This window comes from Thermoanaerobacter wiegelii Rt8.B1 (assembly GCF_000147695.2).
GTDB classification, from domain to species: Bacteria; Bacillota; Thermoanaerobacteria; order Thermoanaerobacterales; family Thermoanaerobacteraceae; genus Thermoanaerobacter; species Thermoanaerobacter ethanolicus.
This window is the reverse complement of record NC_015958.1, coordinates 2465438-2482947: the sequence shown is the minus strand read 5'-3', so window position 1 is coordinate 2482947 and position 17510 is coordinate 2465438. Positions and strand designations below refer to the sequence as shown.

At 33.1% G+C, this 17510-nt stretch carries 25 protein-coding genes, 3 tRNA genes and 1 pseudogene; 24 read left to right on the top strand and 5 right to left on the bottom strand.

Annotation, left to right across the window (positions count from 1 at the left end; translation table 11 throughout):
* The first annotated feature begins 10 nt into the window (after window positions 1–10).
* Window positions 11–670, top strand: a complete 660-nt coding sequence (locus THEWI_RS12245) for an extracellular solute-binding protein (RefSeq protein ID WP_014063608.1) — start codon at window positions 11–13, stop codon at window positions 668–670.
* 16 nt (window positions 671–686) lie between these two features.
* A complete protein-coding gene (locus THEWI_RS12240; RefSeq protein WP_014063607.1) occupies window positions 687–1316 on the top strand; it encodes an MtnX-like HAD-IB family phosphatase in 630 nt (209 codons plus the stop codon).
* A 2-nt stretch (window positions 1317–1318) separates the two neighbouring features.
* Here THEWI_RS12240 and THEWI_RS12235 read toward each other — a convergent pair.
* A pseudogene (locus tag THEWI_RS12235) lies at window positions 1319–2937 on the bottom strand (putative manganese-dependent inorganic diphosphatase).
* 77 nt (window positions 2938–3014) lie between these two features.
* On the opposite strand from THEWI_RS12235, the gene yabQ reads away from it, so the two are divergent.
* The 7 genes from yabQ (at window position 3015) to THEWI_RS12200 (ending at window position 5689) form a co-directional block, all read left to right on the top strand.
* Window positions 3015–3491 carry a spore cortex biosynthesis protein YabQ gene (gene yabQ / locus THEWI_RS12230; RefSeq protein ID WP_014063605.1) on the top strand — a complete coding sequence of 159 codons (477 nt, stop codon included), beginning with the start codon at window positions 3015–3017 and terminating at the stop codon, window positions 3489–3491.
* A 68-nt stretch (window positions 3492–3559) separates the two neighbouring features.
* Complete coding sequence (locus THEWI_RS12225; protein WP_003871163.1) at window positions 3560–3847, top strand: FtsB family cell division protein; 288 nt, start codon at window positions 3560–3562, stop codon at window positions 3845–3847.
* An 87-nt stretch (window positions 3848–3934) separates the two neighbouring features.
* Entirely contained in the window at window positions 3935–4369 is a 435-nt protein-coding gene (locus THEWI_RS12220; RefSeq protein ID WP_014063604.1) for a S1 domain-containing RNA-binding protein, read from the top strand.
* 62 nt (window positions 4370–4431) lie between these two features.
* Complete coding sequence (locus THEWI_RS12215; protein WP_014063603.1) at window positions 4432–5337, top strand: Ppx/GppA phosphatase family protein; 906 nt, start codon at window positions 4432–4434, stop codon at window positions 5335–5337.
* A gap of 97 nt (window positions 5338–5434) precedes the next feature.
* Window positions 5435–5524: transfer RNA gene (locus tag THEWI_RS12210), tRNA-Leu, on the top strand.
* Between the two features lie 4 nt (window positions 5525–5528).
* A tRNA-Met gene (locus THEWI_RS12205) sits at window positions 5529–5605 on the top strand.
* A 7-nt stretch (window positions 5606–5612) separates the two neighbouring features.
* Window positions 5613–5689 (top strand) — tRNA-Met (locus THEWI_RS12200).
* Here the strand turns inward: THEWI_RS12200 and THEWI_RS14050 are convergent.
* From THEWI_RS14050 to THEWI_RS12190, 3 genes are read right to left on the bottom strand one after another with little or no spacing between them, the layout of a single operon-like run.
* Window positions 5646–7163: a recombinase family protein gene (locus tag THEWI_RS14050; protein ID WP_083820930.1), complete on the bottom strand. Its 1518-nt coding sequence runs from the start codon at window positions 7161–7163 to the stop codon at window positions 5646–5648. The two genes, THEWI_RS12200 and THEWI_RS14050, sit on opposite strands and share 44 nt — an antisense overlap.
* Window positions 7164–7183: 20 nt before the next feature.
* Window positions 7184–7540: a hypothetical protein gene (locus THEWI_RS12195; RefSeq protein ID WP_014063602.1), complete on the bottom strand. Its 357-nt coding sequence runs from the start codon at window positions 7538–7540 to the stop codon at window positions 7184–7186.
* Between the two features lie 5 nt (window positions 7541–7545).
* Complete coding sequence (locus THEWI_RS12190; protein ID WP_014063601.1) at window positions 7546–7938, bottom strand: helix-turn-helix domain-containing protein; 393 nt, start codon at window positions 7936–7938, stop codon at window positions 7546–7548.
* 166 nt (window positions 7939–8104) lie between these two features.
* On the opposite strand from THEWI_RS12190, the gene THEWI_RS12185 reads away from it, so the two are divergent.
* The 4 genes from THEWI_RS12185 to THEWI_RS12170 all read left to right on the top strand — a co-directional run bounded on the left by THEWI_RS12185 (window position 8105) and on the right by THEWI_RS12170 (window position 9544).
* Window positions 8105–8329 carry a helix-turn-helix transcriptional regulator gene (locus THEWI_RS12185; RefSeq protein WP_014063600.1) on the top strand — a complete coding sequence of 75 codons (225 nt, stop codon included), beginning with the start codon at window positions 8105–8107 and terminating at the stop codon, window positions 8327–8329.
* Window positions 8330–8352: 23 nt separating this feature from the next.
* Complete coding sequence (locus THEWI_RS12180; RefSeq protein ID WP_014063599.1) at window positions 8353–8562, top strand: hypothetical protein; 210 nt, start codon at window positions 8353–8355, stop codon at window positions 8560–8562.
* 156 nt (window positions 8563–8718) lie between these two features.
* Window positions 8719–9168 carry a helix-turn-helix domain-containing protein gene (locus THEWI_RS12175; protein WP_014063597.1) on the top strand — a complete coding sequence of 150 codons (450 nt, stop codon included), beginning with the start codon at window positions 8719–8721 and terminating at the stop codon, window positions 9166–9168.
* A 34-nt stretch (window positions 9169–9202) separates the two neighbouring features.
* Entirely contained in the window at window positions 9203–9544 is a 342-nt protein-coding gene (locus THEWI_RS12170; RefSeq protein WP_014063596.1) for a hypothetical protein, read from the top strand.
* Here the strand turns inward: THEWI_RS12170 and THEWI_RS12165 are convergent.
* Complete coding sequence (locus tag THEWI_RS12165; RefSeq protein WP_014063595.1) at window positions 9528–10334, bottom strand: hypothetical protein; 807 nt, start codon at window positions 10332–10334, stop codon at window positions 9528–9530. The genes THEWI_RS12170 and THEWI_RS12165 overlap by 17 nt on opposite strands.
* A 190-nt stretch (window positions 10335–10524) precedes the next feature.
* Between THEWI_RS12165 and THEWI_RS12160 the strand changes: the two genes are divergently transcribed.
* The 11 genes from THEWI_RS12160 (at window position 10525) to THEWI_RS12110 (ending at window position 17495) form a co-directional block, all read left to right on the top strand.
* Window positions 10525–10845, top strand: a complete 321-nt coding sequence (locus THEWI_RS12160) for a hypothetical protein (protein WP_244262246.1) — start codon at window positions 10525–10527, stop codon at window positions 10843–10845.
* 782 nt (window positions 10846–11627) lie between these two features.
* On the top strand, window positions 11628–12605 hold the full coding sequence (locus THEWI_RS12155; RefSeq protein WP_014063591.1) for an NAD-dependent epimerase/dehydratase family protein: 978 nt from the start codon (window positions 11628–11630) through the stop codon (window positions 12603–12605).
* Window positions 12606–12711: 106 nt separating this feature from the next.
* Window positions 12712–13107 (top strand): helix-turn-helix domain-containing protein, encoded by a 396-nt coding sequence (locus THEWI_RS12150; RefSeq protein WP_014063590.1) that lies wholly within the window; start codon window positions 12712–12714, stop codon window positions 13105–13107.
* A gap of 5 nt (window positions 13108–13112) precedes the next feature.
* The gene (locus tag THEWI_RS12145) at window positions 13113–14057 is read left to right on the top strand and encodes a hypothetical protein (RefSeq protein WP_014063589.1); all 945 of its coding nucleotides are present in this window, start codon (window positions 13113–13115) and stop codon (window positions 14055–14057) included.
* Window positions 14058–14101: 44 nt separating this feature from the next.
* Window positions 14102–14383, top strand: a complete 282-nt coding sequence (locus THEWI_RS12140; protein WP_014063588.1) for a hypothetical protein — start codon at window positions 14102–14104, stop codon at window positions 14381–14383.
* 17 nt (window positions 14384–14400) lie between these two features.
* The gene (locus THEWI_RS12135) at window positions 14401–15087 is read left to right on the top strand and encodes an HD-GYP domain-containing protein (RefSeq protein ID WP_052877873.1); all 687 of its coding nucleotides are present in this window, start codon (window positions 14401–14403) and stop codon (window positions 15085–15087) included.
* Complete coding sequence (locus THEWI_RS12130; protein ID WP_014063586.1) at window positions 15084–15341, top strand: UPF0175 family protein; 258 nt, start codon at window positions 15084–15086, stop codon at window positions 15339–15341. Before THEWI_RS12135 ends, THEWI_RS12130 begins: the two co-directional genes overlap by 4 nt.
* 82 nt (window positions 15342–15423) lie before the next feature.
* On the top strand, window positions 15424–16455 hold the full coding sequence (locus THEWI_RS12125) for a ParM/StbA family protein (protein WP_014063585.1): 1032 nt from the start codon (window positions 15424–15426) through the stop codon (window positions 16453–16455).
* Window positions 16452–16640, top strand: a complete 189-nt coding sequence (locus THEWI_RS12120; RefSeq protein WP_014063584.1) for a hypothetical protein — start codon at window positions 16452–16454, stop codon at window positions 16638–16640. The genes THEWI_RS12125 and THEWI_RS12120 overlap by 4 nt, the downstream gene beginning before the upstream one ends.
* Window positions 16637–16906 carry a hypothetical protein gene (locus tag THEWI_RS12115; protein WP_014063583.1) on the top strand — a complete coding sequence of 90 codons (270 nt, stop codon included), beginning with the start codon at window positions 16637–16639 and terminating at the stop codon, window positions 16904–16906. The genes THEWI_RS12120 and THEWI_RS12115 overlap by 4 nt, the downstream gene beginning before the upstream one ends.
* 301 nt (window positions 16907–17207) lie before the next feature.
* Window positions 17208–17495: a hypothetical protein gene (locus THEWI_RS12110; RefSeq protein WP_014063582.1), complete on the top strand. Its 288-nt coding sequence runs from the start codon at window positions 17208–17210 to the stop codon at window positions 17493–17495.
* Window positions 17496–17510: the final 15 nt, after the last annotated feature.

The window sequence follows — 17510 nt, the reverse complement described above, 5'->3', positions numbered from 1 at the left end:
TGTGAAACAAATGAGTGAGGAGAGAAAAAATTGGTTTAGAAACATGACTACAAAAGAAAAAGTGGAATATATATGGGACTATTATAAAGTTCATATTATCACAGGCATATTGGTGATTTATCTATTAGGCGCTTTTACAGGCAGTGTCTTAAATAGAAAAGAATATGTATTGAATATTGCCTTCGTGGGGAAATATATGGACTTTGATAGGTTAAATGAATTTAGCAAAGAGGTTACTAAAGAATTGATTGGCGATCCTTCAGGCAAAAAACAAGCTTCTATTGATTTTTATGGGCTTGTAAAAAATCCAAATGGCAATTTTACTCTTGACCCTGCCTCAACTCAAAAATTAATGGCCAGAATGGGAGCGCAAGATATAGATGTCATTATTTTAGATAAAAATAATTTTGATATATTGGCAAGTCAAGGTGCTTTTTTGCGATTGGATGAGATAAAGGAGTTAAATTTATCAGGGTTAAATGTGGCAAAAGTAGAGGAACCCTCTAATGAGGTAAAACCAGGTGCTTACGGAATATACGTTGGATGGAATAATAAATATTTAAAAAATTTAGGATATGACTATAATGATAAAATTGTTACAATTATTGCGAATGGACAGCACAAAGATTTGGCTATAAAATTTGTAAAATGGCTTTTGAATATAAAATAAAGGGGGAGAAGTTTAATTGAAGAAAGTCTTTTTAGTAGATTTTGACGGTACTGTTACTAAAGTAGATACTGTTGATTTGATGGTGAATAAGTTTGCAAAGGATGGTTGGCAGTATTATGAGGAATTATGGGAAAAGGGGGAAATGTCTACTGAAGAATGCGCAGTTGAGACATTAAAGCTTATGGAAATGAACGAGAAGAAACTTTTGGATTTGCTTTACACTATTGAGATAGATGATTATTTCTTGGAGTTTTTAAATTTTTGCAAAGTCAAGAATTATGAAGTTGTAATAGTGAGTGATGGATATGACTTTAATATAAAGGCCATTATGGACAAGTATGGGTTTAATGTAGAGTTTTATAGCAATAAGCTTTGGTTTGATAAGGGAGAAATAAAAGTGGATTTTCCATATAAGAGCAAGGATTGCAACAAATGTGGTATGTGTAAGCTGGAAGTATTGAATAGATACAAAAATGAGGAGTATTATGTAGTATATATAGGAGATGGATATTCAGATATTTGTGTTGTGAAATATGCTGATGAGGTTTTTGCAAAGGGTGTTTTAGAAAAATATTGCAAAGAAAATGATATTCCATATATTTCTTTTAGAAATTTTGGCGATATAATAGAAAAGTTAAAGCGATAAACTTATTGGGAGTTTATCGCTTTAATAATAGGTGGCAATACTTGTTTTTTTCTTGATATGACATATGGGAGGTAAAAACTGTTATTTTTTATTTGTACGTTGAAGGCTCTTTCCAACAATTCTTTATTATTTCCTACAAAAAGTATTTCAGATCCTTCGTTTATTATGTCTGTAAGCATAAGTAGTAAAATATCATAACCTTTATCTTTTTTTACTTTTTCCATAAAATTTATTAGGTCTTGTTTTAATTTTCCTGCATCTGTGAGAGTATTCACCTGACCTATGCCAATTTTATAATTATTTATTGTAAATTCTTTAAAATCTGTATAAAATATTTCTTCAACAGTTTTCCCTTCTAAAGAGGTACCTGCTTTGAACATTTCAGTTCCAAACTCATTTATGTCTATGTTAGCAATTTCTGCAAGTTTCTTAGCTGCTCTTACGTCTTCTGGTGTGCAAGTGGGGGATTTAAATACAAGAGTATCTGATAAAATAGCAGCGCACATTATTCCCGCTATTTTCGATTCTGGGATTAGCCCTTTTTCCTCAAAAATTCGATTTATAATTGTAGCAGTAGAGCCTACTGGATGGTTTCTAAATAGTATTGGCTGCTCGGTTTCTATCGTCCCAATCCTGTGGTGGTCAATTATTTCTAATATTCTTGCTTGTTCTATTCCTTCTACTGCTTGAGAGAATTCATTGTGGTCTACCATTATTACATTTTTTCTTTCATAGTCTAAAATATGTCGCCTTGCAAGTAGTCCTACAACTTTTCCTTCTTCATCGACAACTGGAAAGTTGCGGTATCTATATTTTAACATTACTTCTTTTACATCATCAATATAATCGCTGACTCTAAATGTTACTAGGTCTTCTTTTTTTATTACATATGATAATGGTATACTTTGGTTTAATAATTTAACAGTGTCAAAAGTATCTGGTTCAACTTTTATAATTGTTACTTTGTATTGTTTAGCTAGTTCAAAAATTTTTTCTGAAATTCCGTTATTGCCAGTAATTATGAGAGCTTTTATTCCTTGTTGAATTGCAGCTTGCTGTATATCATCTCTGTCTCCAACGATTAAGATATCTCCTTTTTTATTCTTTTTAACACATTTTCTTTGGACATTGCAGCTACTAAAATGTCGCCTTCAAGATAATCTACATATCTTAAAATTTCTTCTCCTTTCAAAGTAGCTAATATATTGTCAATAGGAATTTTATATTTAGATAATTCATGAGAAGAGGAAAGATATGCCTTTGCCAAATCTCCTACTGTTGCAATTCCTATTAATTTGTTCTCCTCATCTACTACTGCTATTGTTCTAATGTTTTTTTCCATCATAGCGTTCCATGCTTCAAACATGGAGGTGTTTTCTTTAAAAACAAGAGATTTATCAAATTTAATGTCTTGTACTTGGGTATATACATTTTCAATAAAAGTAGGCTTTTCTACTCCAAAATAGTCTAATACAAATTTTGTCTCTCGGTTTATAGGACCTAATCTAACAGGTATAGCATTTATACCTTCAGATATGCGCTTTAGATAGGCATAAGCAATAGCTGAGCAAATAGAATCGGTATCTGGATTTTTATGTCCGGAAACATATACTGTTGTCATGATGCATCGCCCCTATTTTAGTTTCATTCTTGTTGCAGTGGATAAATATAATATAACAAGAAAAGGAGGGTATGTAAATGGTAATAACCATACAAAGTCAAATTTATGCATTTTTAGTTACAGTGTATGGCGGTTTTGTGCTGGGATTTATATACGATATTTTTAAAGTGACAAGGCAAGTTTTTAGGCTTAAAAAAACTTTTTCTAATATTGCCGATATTATATTTTGGCTTTTTGGGACAATTACTATGCTTTATTTTATGTATATAAGCAATTACGTTGAAATCAGGTTTTATAGTTTTTTAGGATTTGCAATTGGAGTTATTCTTTATTATGTGTTACTAAGTTATTTCATCACCCAAGCTTTAATTGGAATTTATGAATTTACAATAAAGTTTTTAAAAAAGATGGCAGAAATTATTATATACCCTGTTAAAATAGTAGTCAATTTTTTTATTGTTCCTTATAGGTTTACAAGAAAAATTTTAACTTTGCCTGGTGCTTTTCTAAAAAATAATTTAACCTATTTTAAGATTTTTAAGAGGAAAAAATAGAGGATTTTTTAAAGAGATGTCGAATAAAAATAATAGATTAATCCGCATTGTGAAAGTAGGTGTTTTGAGTGAAAAAACTAAAGAAGATATTGTTTTTTGCCTTTATTGCATATATTGGATTTACTTTTTTTCAGCAGCAAGTTGCATTAGAGAAACTTAATAATAGGTATAGGGATTTGAAAAATAAAGAAGCTGCAGTAATGAAAGAAAATAAGTATTTAAATGAATTACTTCACCAGATAAATAGTGAAAGTTTTATTGAAAATGAGGCAAGGCAAAAATTGGGGTTGGTTAAAAAAGGAGAAATAATTTATGTAGATATTTCAAAAACTAAGACACAAGAGACAAAAAAGTGATTTCGAAAAATTTATCTTGAAATATTTTGTATTTTAATATATAATGAACTCATTAATAAAATTTTTAGAGGGAGGATCTTTATTTATATGCCATTTGAGGTTGGAGATGTTGTTGAGGGCACTGTGTTAAACATCACAGACTTTGGAGCATTTATTCAGCTACCAGAGGGAAAAACTGGGTTGGTGCATATTTCGGAAGTTGCTAATACCTATGTAAAAGACATTAGGGAGCATTTGAAGGAGCATGATAAAGTAAAAGTAAAAATATTGTCCATGGATGCTAATGGAAGAATAAGTTTGTCAATCAAAAAGGCTTTGCCTAAAAATAATAATAATAATAATAAAGAAAGAGATCCAAAGGATTTTGTATGGCAGAGCAATAGGAATTATAATACTAATAGTTCTTTTGAAGAGAGATTGCTTAAGTTTTTAAAGGATTCAGACGAAAGACAGCAACAGCTGCGAAAGAATTTTGATTCCAAGAGAAGAAACACAGGCTACAGAAGAAGCAATGGATATTAACTTCGGGCTATGCCCGAAGATTTTTCATAAAGGGTTTTTACCTGTGATAGTTGGGGGTTATTATGAGAATTTGTGCGATTGATATAGGGACAAATTCAATACGCCAACTTATATGTGACATAGATAATGAAAATATAAACAAGATACAAAAAGACGTTGAAATAACTCGATTAGGGGAAGGAATTTCTAAAACGGGGAAGTTAAATAATAATGCGATACAGAGAAGCATTGAAGTGATTGAACGCTTTGTGAAATTGGCCCAAGAAGAAGGCGCAGAAGTTATATATGCTTTTGCAACATCTGCGATGAGGGATGCTAAAAATAAAGATGCTTTTTTTGAGCAAATTGGAAAACTTGGGCTAGAGGTAGAAATTATAGATGGGGAAACAGAGAGCTTGTTTGGATACATCGGAGCGGTGATGGGAGTTAATAAGGAAGATGCTCTGGTGTTAGATATAGGAGGAGGAAGTACTGAATTAGCGTACAAAGGTAGAGAATTTGTAAAAGAAAGTTTTGATATAGGGGCTGTGAGGCTTACTGAAAAATTTATTAAAAACGATCCTCCTACAACTGAGGAATATGATGAAATCAGGTTGCATATAATAGATACAATGGTAAATTCCATTGATAAGTACAAAGAGGTTGAAAATGTTATCGGCATAGGAGGAACGATAACAACTCTTGCCGCAGTTTCTCAGCAATTAGAAATTTATTCTCAAGAAAAAGTCCATGGCTATCAGCTAAAAAAAGAAGAAATTAAAAGGATTTTAGATAAATTTATGTCTGTTACATTGGAAGAACGAAAAAAAATTTTTGGATTGCAGCCACAAAGGGCTGATATAATAATTGCGGGAACTGCTATATTACTGACTATATTAGAAATGCTGAGTTTCAAAGAAATAACCGTTAGTGAGTGGGATAATTTAGAAGGGGCAGTCGTGTATAAATTTGGAAAACTTAAATTATGAAAATGGAATTTTCATTTGAAGTTGCAAAAGTGGATAAAAAAACTATTGACTTAGAGGTATAGATATAATATAATAAATACTGTCTCAAGAAGATGACGCCGGAGTGGCGGAACTGGCAGACGCACAGGACTTAAAATCCTGCGGGCCCTAAAAGCCCGTACCGGTTCGAGTCCGGTCTCCGGCACCAATGTCGCGGGGTGGAGCAGTCCGGTAGCTCGTCGGGCTCATAACCCGGAGGTCGTAGGTTCAAATCCTACCCCCGCAACCAAAAATATGGCGGCGTAGCTCAGTTGGCCAGAGCATGCGGTTCATACCCGTAGTGTCGGTGGTTCGAATCCACTCGCCGCTACCATCCATGCGCAAACTGTATCGTCTACCGATAGCTTGAAATGCACTTCAATTCTATCACGGTAGACGATTATTTTATTGATATATGTTGGCAAAATTTGTTTAATTTTGTGTGGGTCACCCGCTTCCAACACTTCTTTGTCTTTTAGAAGGTAATGTCTTATTCTTTCTTCTGTTATAAAGGACGTGTCAGGTAGGCTGTTCATTTCTTTTATTCTCACTTCTATTTCTGCTTTCTGCTGTTCTAATTCTGTTAATTTTTCATGGAGGCTTGGATGAAAGTAACCTTTTGCTATTACATCTACAATTGAGCTTATGCTTTTTTTGATTTCTTCATACCGCCTTGAAAGCCTTTTCTTCTCTTCGTCTCTTTCTGAAACAAGCTTTTTATTTTCTTCATTTAATCTTTCGACTAGTTTTGGTAATGCATCTTCAGAAAAAACTTTTTGAAGAAGTTCATCTATGACATAATTCTCTATCATTTCTTTGTTTACGTCTTTGTTGTCACAAGCTTTTTTCCTGCTTTTATTGTTGCAGCGGTAGTATGTATACTGACCCTTGCTGAGCGTACCCACCATAGATGAACCACATACACCGCACTCTATAAGCCCTGAAAGAAGGTAAATTCTCTGTGCTGTGTAGCTGGCCTGCTGCTTTTTGTTTTTCTCTATCCTTTTCTGTACTTCTCTGAATAAGTTTTCATCAATGATGGCAGGTACAGCATCCTCTATAATAATTACGTCTTCTTTTACTATCCTGTGATTTTTCTTTGTGCCTTTGTTGAATATGTACTTGCCGGTATATTTTTCATTTCTTAAAATTTCATGAATGCTGTTTTTGCTGAAAGTATTTCCTTTCTTAGTTCTGTAACCTCTTAAATTTAATTCATCAATTATTTGTCTATATCCATACCCTTGGGCATACAGCTCAAAAATTAATCTTACTGCTTCAGCTTCTTTTTCATTTATTACATATTTTCCGTCTATAATGTCGTATCCAAGAGGTGGTATACCTCCATTGAACTTAGCCTGAAAAGCATTTTCTTTCAATCCCTTCATAACCTCCCTCGCAAGGTTTTTAGAATAGTACTCGGCCATTCCTTCTAAAACACTTTCCAAGATAATGCTTTCAGGGCTGTCATCTAACTGTTCAAGTACTGAAATAAGCTTTACTCCATTCTTTTTTAACTGCCTTCTGTAAAAAGCGCTGTCATATCTGTTGCGGGCAAATCTGTCCAATTTATGGACAATAACGGCATTAAAAAGCCCCAACGAGCTGTCTTTTATCATTTGAAGGAATGCCGGTCTGTCATCAGTTGTAGCGCTTTTTGCTTCATCGGTGTATATCTTTACTAGCTGTATGTTATTTTTTTCGCAGTACTCTTTTATAGCTCTCAGCTGAGCCTCGATACTTTCCTCCCTTTGATTATCGCTGGAGTATCTTGCATATGCAACAGCTCTTATTTCTGTTTCAGCCATAAAAAATCCCCTCCCAAATCTTATTCAGCTTTTGTAAGATGTTTCAGTATTTTCTCTGATATTTCATCTGCTGTATCTTCCATCTTTAAATGCTCCATGTTAAGACCTATTATGTAACTATATTGTGGCATATCATTTAATATGTGTTGTACTTCATGAAGAAAGGTCTTAACTTGCGCCCTGTAGTTTACATTTCCGTTGAGCAGTAAATGATAGTTTCCTCTTCTGCTTACATATGTAAATCCCAGCACCGATGCAGGCAAATTAAACACTATATGAGTCCTTATACCAAATGCATTCATAACTTCATGAAAAGGTATTGTTTCATCTAATAAAGCTTTCATGAGAAAAGTGTTAAGTAAGTTAATACTGCTCAATTAAATCATTCCCCCTTATCTTCTTCCTCTTCTATAGCCTTTATTATTCGAATTATCTGCTTTATCTCTTTAGGAGAAAGCTTTTTAGTCTGCTTAAATAAAAGCTTTAAATCTTCCCTATCTTTCAACTCATTCCAAAACTCCAGCAGTTCCGGGTCATCAGAAACCGCTTCTGTAATTTCATCAACTGGAGAACGAATATCTGTCCTACCAAGAAGATAATCTATGGAAACGTTAAAAAAATCAGCTATTTTCTTTAGGGTTTCGTAATCTGGTTCTTTCCTTTCTGTTTCATATCCCGCTATAGTGGAACGACTTATTCCTAATATTTTTGCAAGATCTTCTTGGGTTAAATTTTTTTCTTTACGCAACTCTTTTAATCTATCTGAAAATGTCATTTTTCGAAACCTCCTTTTATGTTATTGTAACTAAAAATGTCCCTAAAATAAACAATGTGTCCCAAAAAGAAAATTTTTTTAAAAAAACTCTTGACAATGTTTCTAAGTGAAACTATAATAAAATTAGGTAGAGTTGCTAAACGGAACATAAAGCAGGAGGATAAAAATGAGATACTACCTAAAAAAGATAAGAAAACAAGCTGGTCTCACACAAGCAGAAATAGCTAAAAAGGTTGGAATAGCAAGGACTAGCTATACTAATATCGAATTAGGTATTAAAAATCCATCCTTTAATGTAGCTACTAAAATTAAAAAAGTTCTTGGGGTAAACAATGATGATATTTTTTTAAATATTAATGTCCCAAAAGGTAACGCAAAACAGCAATTATAAAAACACCAAAAGGAAGTGATTTTATGAAAGTAGCAATTGTAAAAACAGTAATATCAAGAGAAAAGCTCATAGCTGGAGAATTTACTCCTGACAGCGAAGAAATAATCGGCTATGAAGAAGTAGACGAAGAAGAATTCTACAGACCCCTTGTACAGTTTTTATACCCGAAAATAAAAAAGTTCATCGAGGAGGAAAAAAACGGTGTGGGTGGAGTTCAAACCAATAAAGAATAAAGATTTGCTTATAAAAGTAGCTGAAGCTCTCATAAAAATAACACAAATTAGAATAGAAAAGAACAGCGAAGGCTGGAAATTAATGATAAAAACCTAATATATAGGCAGAGTATGCCCAAAAGTTGGAACAAAAAATATAACCTGAGGAGTGGTAGTGTGGATAAAAAAGCTAAAGCCTTTAAGTTATATCTTGAAGGATTTAAATTAGTAGAAATAGCACAACAGCTTGGCGTTTCACAGCCGGCTGTTACTAAAATGTTAAAACAATTCCCGGAATATCATCAAGAAAAAGAACGCCGCAAAAAAGAAAATCAAGAAAAGGCTAGGCAGTGGAGAAATGCGTATAAAAAACAGCAGAGAGAACAGTACGATGAAGAATATGAAGCAATGAAAAGAGAGCAAGCGCAGGCTGCAATGTCGCTCTCAAGAAAAGGTAGACTCAGCAATGACGCTCTTATAAAATTATGCATCCTTCATTATGACTATAACAAACAAAAAGAGCGGCTTGTCTTCAACGAAAGTGCCGGAAAAAGGCCTGCGGACCTGCCCAGATCGGTGTATGTACATAAAGATGTGCTGAAGCAGTTTAGATCATATACACTATAATATTAAAAATTTATAAATTTAGGAGGACAATGGAATGTTAAATAGAATTATTAATTCTATATGGGACTTTATAATAGCTTTAGTTTCAGTTGGACTTTTTATTATATCTCATGTGATGTTTATTCTTGTTGATTACGAGGTTATAATTTCAAATTTATCTTTTATAAAAGGTACGGGATTCTTATTCATTACATATATGACTATTTCACTTATTGGAATTTTTACAATCGAACCTGTGTCGGAATTATTTTCTTATCTAGTGCACAAAATCACCTTAAAAGAGATTGAAACAGTTAATGTTACAGATTTCTTAGTATTTTCCGGTTTGTACTTTATAGTACCTTTTATTATTTTCCTTATTACAAAACTTTTTTAATCATTACATTATAAACTTGGCGGCGTTCCCATAAGGATTTCGGATGTTTTAGAATATGTACAATTGACTGCCATAACGATAAATAAGCGAAAGGTTCTATATACAGACGATTACGCTTTTTTTGATCTATATGAATCTCATATTGAGTAGAATCGGTATAATAAATATAAATAATAAATTTTTCACTGTCCCTTATTTTTGTTATCTGTACATGAATTTCTGAATCAAATAGTTTTTTAATTAGATTTTGAACTTCATTCATATGATTTATTATATAAGTTATATAACTTTTATGTGTTTTAAAAGTTATTGTTGTTATGTTTTTATTTTTTTGAATTATTTTTACAGCATTTTGTATTGCTAAATTAAAATCTTTTGCCATAATTTGAGAGAAGAACTTATTTTTATTGTATTTGAATTTTTTACTCACAAATTGCTTTTCGTGTTTTTTGATACACAAAAAGGTTATTGGATGGATTGAGGCATTGATTTTATATGAATTTTTTCGGAATAGGCTCCTTTTCATTATAAAGGTTGTCGAAAGATGTATTTTGTTAAAATAGAAGATGGAAGTTATAAAAAATGCTATCAAATAAATGCCATGAATGAAAATGAGCAATACAATTGTAGTATAAAGGTTGTATTGGAAATAGATTCTAAAAATGAGAAATAAAATTGAGTTGACGACCAAGAAGTTACTCCAATCAACTATCATATTTAATACTGCGTAAAGCGAAATAACAGAAAACATTACTAAGGACCAAAAAATTTTAGAACTTTTTCCTTTCATGTTATTTAAGTCTCCTTTCCATTCAATTTTATTTTATACGTATATTTACATCGGCATATACTCTAAAAAATTTAAAATACTGGAAATTTATTATGTAAGAATTACTAAATTAAACCTTGAATTGTCCTTAAAAATATCATAGAATGGAAACAAGAGCGTAATGAAAGCAAAACTGACTGGAGGCTTTCTTATGAATGAGGATAAAATCCTTCATTTGTTAGAAAAAGTTTATACTGAGTTTAGCAATAAATTTGATGAATTTGCCAAAAGATTTGATAACATAGAAGAAAGAATAGCAGGAGTAGAAAAAAGGATATCAGGAGTAGAAGGTAAAATAACGGGAATAGAAGAAAAGATAAAAGTAGTAGAAAAAGAAGTGAAAAAATTAGGAATAAAGATAGATACCGAAATTACCGACAAAGTAAGAGCTTTATTTGATGACAGACAGCTTCTCCACGAAAAGATTGACAAGATAGACGAAAAAATCGATATGCTCCACAGCTGGATGTAAACAACCTAACAGTTAAAACATTATACCATGATAACCGCATAAAAGAGTTAAGCAAAAAACTGGGTGTATGATAAACCCAGTTTTTCTATTTTATTGAGGATTTTTATGAAGGGAGATGAAAACTTGAATACTCTTTATACTGCCGGCCTAGCTGCCGGTATTTTCTTTGGGATAGTTTTGGGGCTAGTAATAAGTTTTACTACTTTTATCAGTTTAAAAAGCTATAAAAATTAAAAATTTTGTAGAAAGGTGTGATTTTTAATGAAAAAATTTAAAGCTTTTAATTTTAAAGGTATTATATTGTTAATATTATTCACTTCTTTGATACTAGATACATTTTTTATATCCATATCAAAGGACTTCCTCATATAAAAATAGTCCCAGCAATTATTGCATTTACAGTGTTCCAATTGGTTTTCATATTCCTTATACTTCTAATTAATGGGACTAATTTCTATATTTCACCTTTTTATTTTTTTATCTCCATATTTTCATCAGGAGGTTTAGCATTACTCTTTTATGAGTTGTTGGTAACACACACATTTTGGGCAATTTTAGGATTAATAATATTCATGATTCTCTTTTTTCTTCTCGTGATTTTGTCCCAATAGTTCGGCTTTTACATATTCAGCATACTTGATTTGATAATCAAACATTTTTTCTTCTCTTGCTTTTGCTGCAATAGCTCGCTTTTTACATATTTAGTTAACATATTTACAAATTAGAGTGTAAAATGCTAAAATAATTTAAAATAAGGTGGTTTGAGAAGGAAGTGAAATATAATGATTATAGTCACTGGAGGAACAGGCCATATTGGAAATGTTTTGGTGAAGAAATTATTGAGGAAGGGTCATAATGTAAAAATAATAGTACCTCCAGGTGAAGATTTGACTCCTGTATCTGGTCTAGATATCGAAATTGAATTTGCAGATGTTCGAAATAAAACTCACTTAGTTAATTATTTTAAAGGAGCCGAAGCGGTATTTCATCTTGCAAGCCTTATTTCGATTTTTACAAAAGATAAAAGAGTTTATGACGTAAATGTAGGTGGGACAGAAAATGTAATAGAAGCGTGCATAAAAAATGATATAAAGAAACTTGTTTATGTTAGTTCGGTTCATGCATTAAAAGAAGAACCCAAAGGAAAAGTAATTAAGGAAAACAAAGATTTTAATCCGACTTACGTAAAAGGTGATTATGCAAAATCAAAAGCAATTGCTACAGCAAAAGTTTTAGAATCACAAAAATTAGGTATCCAACCTATTATTGTTCATCCTTCAGGAGTTATCGGACCTTATGATTATAAAATTTCTTTTATGAATCAGGTTATAATTAATTATTTAAGGGGAAAATATAAATTCTTAATAGAAGGTGCGTACAATTTTGTTGATGTAAGAGATGTGGCAGAAGGTATAATACTTGCATGGGAAAAAGGTAAGGCAGGTGAAAATTATATTCTTTCGGGAGAAGTAGTTACTATAGAAGACCTGTTTTCTTCTCTTGAAGAAATAACAGGAATAAAAAAACCTACTGTTACTGTTAATAGAAATATGGCCAAGTTTTCTTCGTATTTTGCTGACATTTACTATAAAATAACTAAAGAAAAACCTACATTTACTTCTTATGCTATTTATAGTTTAAGCAGTAATTCAAACTTTACTTATGAAAAAGCTAAAAAAGAATTAGGATATAACCCAAGACCTATAAAAGAAACAATATATGATACGGTACTTTGGCTTAAAGAAAGAAGTTTACTTTAGCAACGTAATCAAAAAATGATAATAAAACACCACCCTGAAAAATTCCTGATAGAACCCCTTCGGGAACCTATCAGGAATTTTTCAGTTACAAGGAGGTATTAATGTTATGCTTTCCTCAAATTTTGCTGCAAGGTTTGGTGAGGTCATAGTAAGAAGTGGAATTGCCAGCATTCCGGATGCTGTTTTTTCTTTTCAAAAAGAATTAGGGCTTTCTGTTGGAGAGTGCTGGTTTATAGCCCAGATACTGCGCTTTAAGTGGTCCACAGAACTACCAAGGCCTTCATTAAGAAAAATGGCAGAGTACACTGGGCTTTCCGAGCGCACTCTGCACAACTACAAAAACTCTCTTATCGAAAAAGGCTATCTTCGTGTCATCAGTCGTACTAATGAACGTGGTGGACAAATAGCAAACTACTATGACTTCACTGGCCTTTTCGAAAAAATTATATCACTTCTTGAAGTAAAAGAGGATAGAAATATTAATAACATTATTGGAGAGTGAGAAAAATGACAGACTCCACCGTAAGGAGTAAACTTCTTTTCGAGGAAAACCCGATAGTAGTTGATAAAACATTAGCCAAAGTTATTGGTCTTAATGAAGCAATTGTCCTTCAGCAAGTGCATTACTGGCTTGTATATAATTCAAGAAACCAAATAAACTTTATTGATGGCAGGTACTGGACTTATAACAGTATAAAAGAGTGGCATGAGCAGTATTTTGATTTTTGGAGTTATGATACTGTTAAAAGGACTTTTCAAAAACTTGAAAAAATGGGACTATTAATTTCTGCGAAATTCAACGACGATAAGTTAGACCAAACAAAATGGTACACAATAGACTATAAAAAATTAGATTTGTTGTACGATGAGTATGAAAAAAGAAGTGCTGCCCAATGCATTGGTGCAAATTGCACCAATGGAATGGTGCAAAATGACCCAATGCATGAGAGCATTTTGCACCAATGTACTTATAATAACAAATATAAACAAACAAATATAAACAACAAAAATATAAACAACAACAACCCGCAAAGCGGAACAGATTCCCAGCCTTCGGCTGGGGTTGTTGTTGAAATAAATGAACAATACAAAAAAATCACAGGGAGAGATAAGCTCTTCTTTTTTGCTGCTCTCCTAGAAGTATATCCTGCTGAAAAAGTAATGAACGCTGTAGCTTATTTAGAGAAAGCAATGTCAAGGAATAAAATTGACAACCCGGAAGGTTTTGTTATTTCTGCACTTAAGGAAAATTGGGATACACAGCCTTTTGAACAGGAGCAAAAGCTGAAGAAAGAGTTTATACCGCCCAGAAACTACTTCAACAGCTACACGCAAAGAACTTACGATGTAGAAGAGCTTGAGAGAAGACTTCTTGAACGCAGTATGGGGAATTTTTTCTCTATTAATAACGAATCACTAGAAGATGAAAGAGTGTTATTTGATGATTCGTGATGGAATTTTAAAAAAATCTGTAAAAAATTTTCAGAAGGAGGTGAGTGATTACGAAAATAATCACAACAAAGGAGTTTAAAAAATTTTTAAAAAACAATGAAGATGAAGATTTTGCAAAGTTTATAAAAACAGCATTGAAATCTACAGTAAAAAGGGATAAAGTTGGAGATGCTTTTGAACTCGCAAATGAAATCTTAGAAGCTCTAAAAAAACACTTTGGTGAGGAGGCTAAATTTTTAAAAGGTGTATACATTTCAGCTCTAGTTCTGCTTTTACTCCCAGAGTACGAAGAGTATAGAGCCTTTATAAAACAGCTAAAACATTAATGAAAAGAGGTGTTTTTGTGGAATTTGCACTTCTCGTATTAGATGATGGGTACTACAAAGTAGAGCTTGCAGGCGGCTACTGTGATGGAAACTGCAGTGTGTGCAGAAAATGTATAAACAACAGAAACATCGTTACTCTCATTAGAGAAGAAAATGCAGAGTTTTATCAGAAGTACGTTTTAGACCATCAAATAAGAACTGCTGAACTGTGCAGAAAAGCAGCAGAGGCTCTTTCTCTTGATGAAGACGAAAAAATAATTCTCATTCAATCTGCACTGCTGCACGACATAGGAAAACTGCTGATACCTTTTAAAATTCTCTCAAAAGATGGTCCTCTATCACCCTTTGAAAGGCGAATAATACAGCTTCACCCTTTAAAAGGTGCGGAGTGGCTTAGAGAAAGAGACTTTACTGAGGAAATTACAGCTGTTATTGAAGCCCATCATGAAAGAGTAGACAGTTTAGGCTATCCTTATGGATTGAAAGGGGATGAAATACCTTTTTTAGCAAGAGTTTTAGCTGTATGCGATGCTTTTGAGGTAATGATAAGCGGAAGGCACTATAAAGTATCTAAAACTGTTGATGAAGCACTTAAAGAACTTAAAAAAGGAGTAGGAACTCAGTTTGATGAAAGAGCGGTAACTAACTTCATTCAAATATGGTATAATGAAAGCGCAAAGAGTAGAAAGAAGATGGTTGTATGAAAATTATAAAAAAGATAGAAATTCCTGAGGAAATACTTATAAGTCTTGGAAAAAGTGAAGATGAGTTTATAGCTGAGCTGAAAAAAACAGCAGCAGTCAGGTACTACTGGGAAAGGAAACTCTCACTTGGCCAGTGTGCAGTACTTGCTGAGATGAGTAAAGAAGAATTTATCAAGTATCTTACAGATTTTAATACAAGCATTTTTGCCTTTGACAGCGTAGAAGAATTTTTGGAGGATATAAAAAATGCCTAAAAAATAAGGCTTTAAAGAAATAAATGCGCCGATTAAGGCGTTTTTTATTTTTGCAAAAAAATTCAAAGGAGGCGAAGTTCCAGTGTTTAAAATAGGGCTTGACTTAGGGTACGGTTATGTAAAAGGGGTAAATGAAGCTGGAAGACTAGTTGTTTTCCCTTCCTTAGTGGGAAATGCTTATGAAAGGAATCTTAAAAGTCTTTTTGAAAACAGCTTAGAGAAAAGAATCGATAATATGCACCTTGTAATTACGAACGGCGAAAAATATGAATGCTTTGTAGGAGAGCTAGCAAGGAGGGAAAGCAGAAATGTTTCCTATGCTTTTGATGAGGATAAGATAAATCACCCGAACACGAGAGCGCTAATAGCTGCTTCTTGCCTTCTCCTTTTCCCGGAAGACGGAAAGCCCGTCCACTTGGTAACCGGTTTGCCGCTGGAGCAGTACATCCACAAAAGAGATGAGTTTTTGAAGATGCTTAAGGATTATAAAGCATTAGCCTATTTTAAGGGAGATGAAAAAGTAAAAGGGATTAAATTTGATAAAATCACTATTTTTCCTCAGGCAGCCGGAGCAGTATATTATGCAGTCATGGAGGACATTCATAAGTACTTAATAAAAGGCAGTTACTTAGGACTAGTGGATATAGGTTTTCGAACTACTGACTTTATAGTCTTTTTAGTGGAAGACCGCCTAATCTTAAGAGAGGACCTATCAGGTACTATTGATGCCGGCATATCAGCTGTTTACAATGCAGCTGATAAGGTTTTTACGCAAAAGACCGGAAGCAAGCTTGACATACCGGAACTCATGAGACTCACAACCGATAGTAGAATATTCTTTAAAGGCAGGCAGCTGGATTTTGGAGAGGAATTGAGAAGTATTAAAGCTGAGACTGCAAGGGTAATAAAGGACAGGCTTAAAGCAGTATGGGGAAGTAAGCTTGACTTTTTTAACACTGTTTTTCTTGCGGGAGGAGGCGCAAAGGATCTCCAAGAGTTTTTAACAGACATATACGAAAATACTGTCATGGTTAAAGATCCACAGCTTGCCAACGCAAAAGGATTTCTCAAAGTAGCCGAACTGGAGGAGAAAAAAGAGAGGGATAGAGGATGACAAAAGAAAAAGAGCTGGATTACAAAGGCGCATGGGAATTAATGAAGCAGATGGTTGACTACTACACGGGAGAAAAGAAATATCTCACAAGGAGAGAAATAAAGTACATCATACGAGTGTGCGAAAATAAAGATGAGAAAGTTATTAAAATCATAGATGATAACAAAGGAGGAGCAAAAACATGATAAAAATAACTCTTCCCAAGAAAAAGGGCATGAAAGAGAAAGTTTATGAAATGTGGGATGAACTGAAGATTACCGGACACATGCTCATAGAGCAGAAAGATAAAAGCTACATTGTTACGATTGAGCCTGAAAAGGAAGTCTCTTTAGACCTTGTAAAAAAGAAACTTCCGAAAGAAAGCATAGTTGAGGAAGTAAGATTTACCTATACCAGCAAAGCTGATGAAGATATGTTTACAGAGTCAAACCCAGAAGAAACAGATATTTGAGTCCATCATTTTTTAAAATTGTATTACAACCACTTTAAAACACTGTTTACACCTTCTAAGCCTTATGCATTCTAATTTCAAAGGTTTTATTTTTATACTTTGTATTACACTTTTGATTAAACACATGTTTACACCATTAAATCCTTGAAACAACTGCTTTTACAAAGCTTTATTTCCAATTTTGTATTACATCTTTAAACAGTTAAAAATCAGGATTGTAATACAATTTTGCAGTTTATCTCCCCTCCCCTACTCTTTTAACTACCTTTTAAAGTGTAAACATAAATGGGAGTGAAGTAAATTGAAAGTCTACAGCTTCCGCACAAACAAAGAAGATAAGGATATTGAGGAGCTTCTTGAATCATTAAAGGAAGACAGAAGCCAATACATAAAAAATGCTCTGCGCTTCTACAGAGACTTTGGAGCCAAAATAGAAAAAATTGAAGCCATATTAGAAAAGTTAGAGCAGTCAGGGATACAAGCACAAAAACTACCACAACCTTCAAAACCTGAACTAGCTGCGGAAAGTGAACCCCCCAATGATGAAAAAATTCTCCTTGAAAGCCTAGAAGATATTTTATCCCTTTAGATAAACTTACTGGAG

What these genes read in the sequence shown, in the direction of transcription:
- THEWI_RS12185 (WP_014063600.1), top strand. Translation starts at nt 8,105, where the DNA reads ATGAGATACTACCTAAAAAAGATAAGAAAACAAGCTGGTCTCACACAA.
- THEWI_RS14050 (WP_083820930.1), bottom strand. Translation starts at nt 7,163, where the DNA reads ATGGCTGAAACAGAAATAAGAGCTGTTGCATATGCAAGATACTCCAGC.
- THEWI_RS12115 (WP_014063583.1), top strand. Translation starts at nt 16,637, where the DNA reads ATGATAAAAATAACTCTTCCCAAGAAAAAGGGCATGAAAGAGAAAGTT.
- THEWI_RS12170 (WP_014063596.1), top strand. Translation starts at nt 9,203, where the DNA reads ATGTTAAATAGAATTATTAATTCTATATGGGACTTTATAATAGCTTTA.
- THEWI_RS12215 (WP_014063603.1), top strand. Translation starts at nt 4,432, where the DNA reads ATGAGAATTTGTGCGATTGATATAGGGACAAATTCAATACGCCAACTT.
- THEWI_RS12145 (WP_014063589.1), top strand. Translation starts at nt 13,113, where the DNA reads ATGACAGACTCCACCGTAAGGAGTAAACTTCTTTTCGAGGAAAACCCG.
- THEWI_RS12165 (WP_014063595.1), bottom strand. Translation starts at nt 10,334, where the DNA reads ATGAAAGGAAAAAGTTCTAAAATTTTTTGGTCCTTAGTAATGTTTTCT.
- THEWI_RS12160 (WP_244262246.1), top strand. Translation starts at nt 10,525, where the DNA reads ATGAATGAGGATAAAATCCTTCATTTGTTAGAAAAAGTTTATACTGAG.
- THEWI_RS12245 (WP_014063608.1), top strand. Translation starts at nt 11, where the DNA reads ATGAGTGAGGAGAGAAAAAATTGGTTTAGAAACATGACTACAAAAGAA.
- THEWI_RS12220 (WP_014063604.1), top strand. Translation starts at nt 3,935, where the DNA reads ATGCCATTTGAGGTTGGAGATGTTGTTGAGGGCACTGTGTTAAACATC.
- THEWI_RS12120 (WP_014063584.1), top strand. Translation starts at nt 16,452, where the DNA reads ATGACAAAAGAAAAAGAGCTGGATTACAAAGGCGCATGGGAATTAATG.
- THEWI_RS12155 (WP_014063591.1), top strand. Translation starts at nt 11,628, where the DNA reads ATGATTATAGTCACTGGAGGAACAGGCCATATTGGAAATGTTTTGGTG.
- THEWI_RS12190 (WP_014063601.1), bottom strand. Translation starts at nt 7,938, where the DNA reads ATGACATTTTCAGATAGATTAAAAGAGTTGCGTAAAGAAAAAAATTTA.
- THEWI_RS12150 (WP_014063590.1), top strand. Translation starts at nt 12,712, where the DNA reads ATGCTTTCCTCAAATTTTGCTGCAAGGTTTGGTGAGGTCATAGTAAGA.
- yabQ (WP_014063605.1), top strand. Translation starts at nt 3,015, where the DNA reads ATGGTAATAACCATACAAAGTCAAATTTATGCATTTTTAGTTACAGTG.
- THEWI_RS12130 (WP_014063586.1), top strand. Translation starts at nt 15,084, where the DNA reads ATGAAAATTATAAAAAAGATAGAAATTCCTGAGGAAATACTTATAAGT.
- THEWI_RS12180 (WP_014063599.1), top strand. Translation starts at nt 8,353, where the DNA reads ATGAAAGTAGCAATTGTAAAAACAGTAATATCAAGAGAAAAGCTCATA.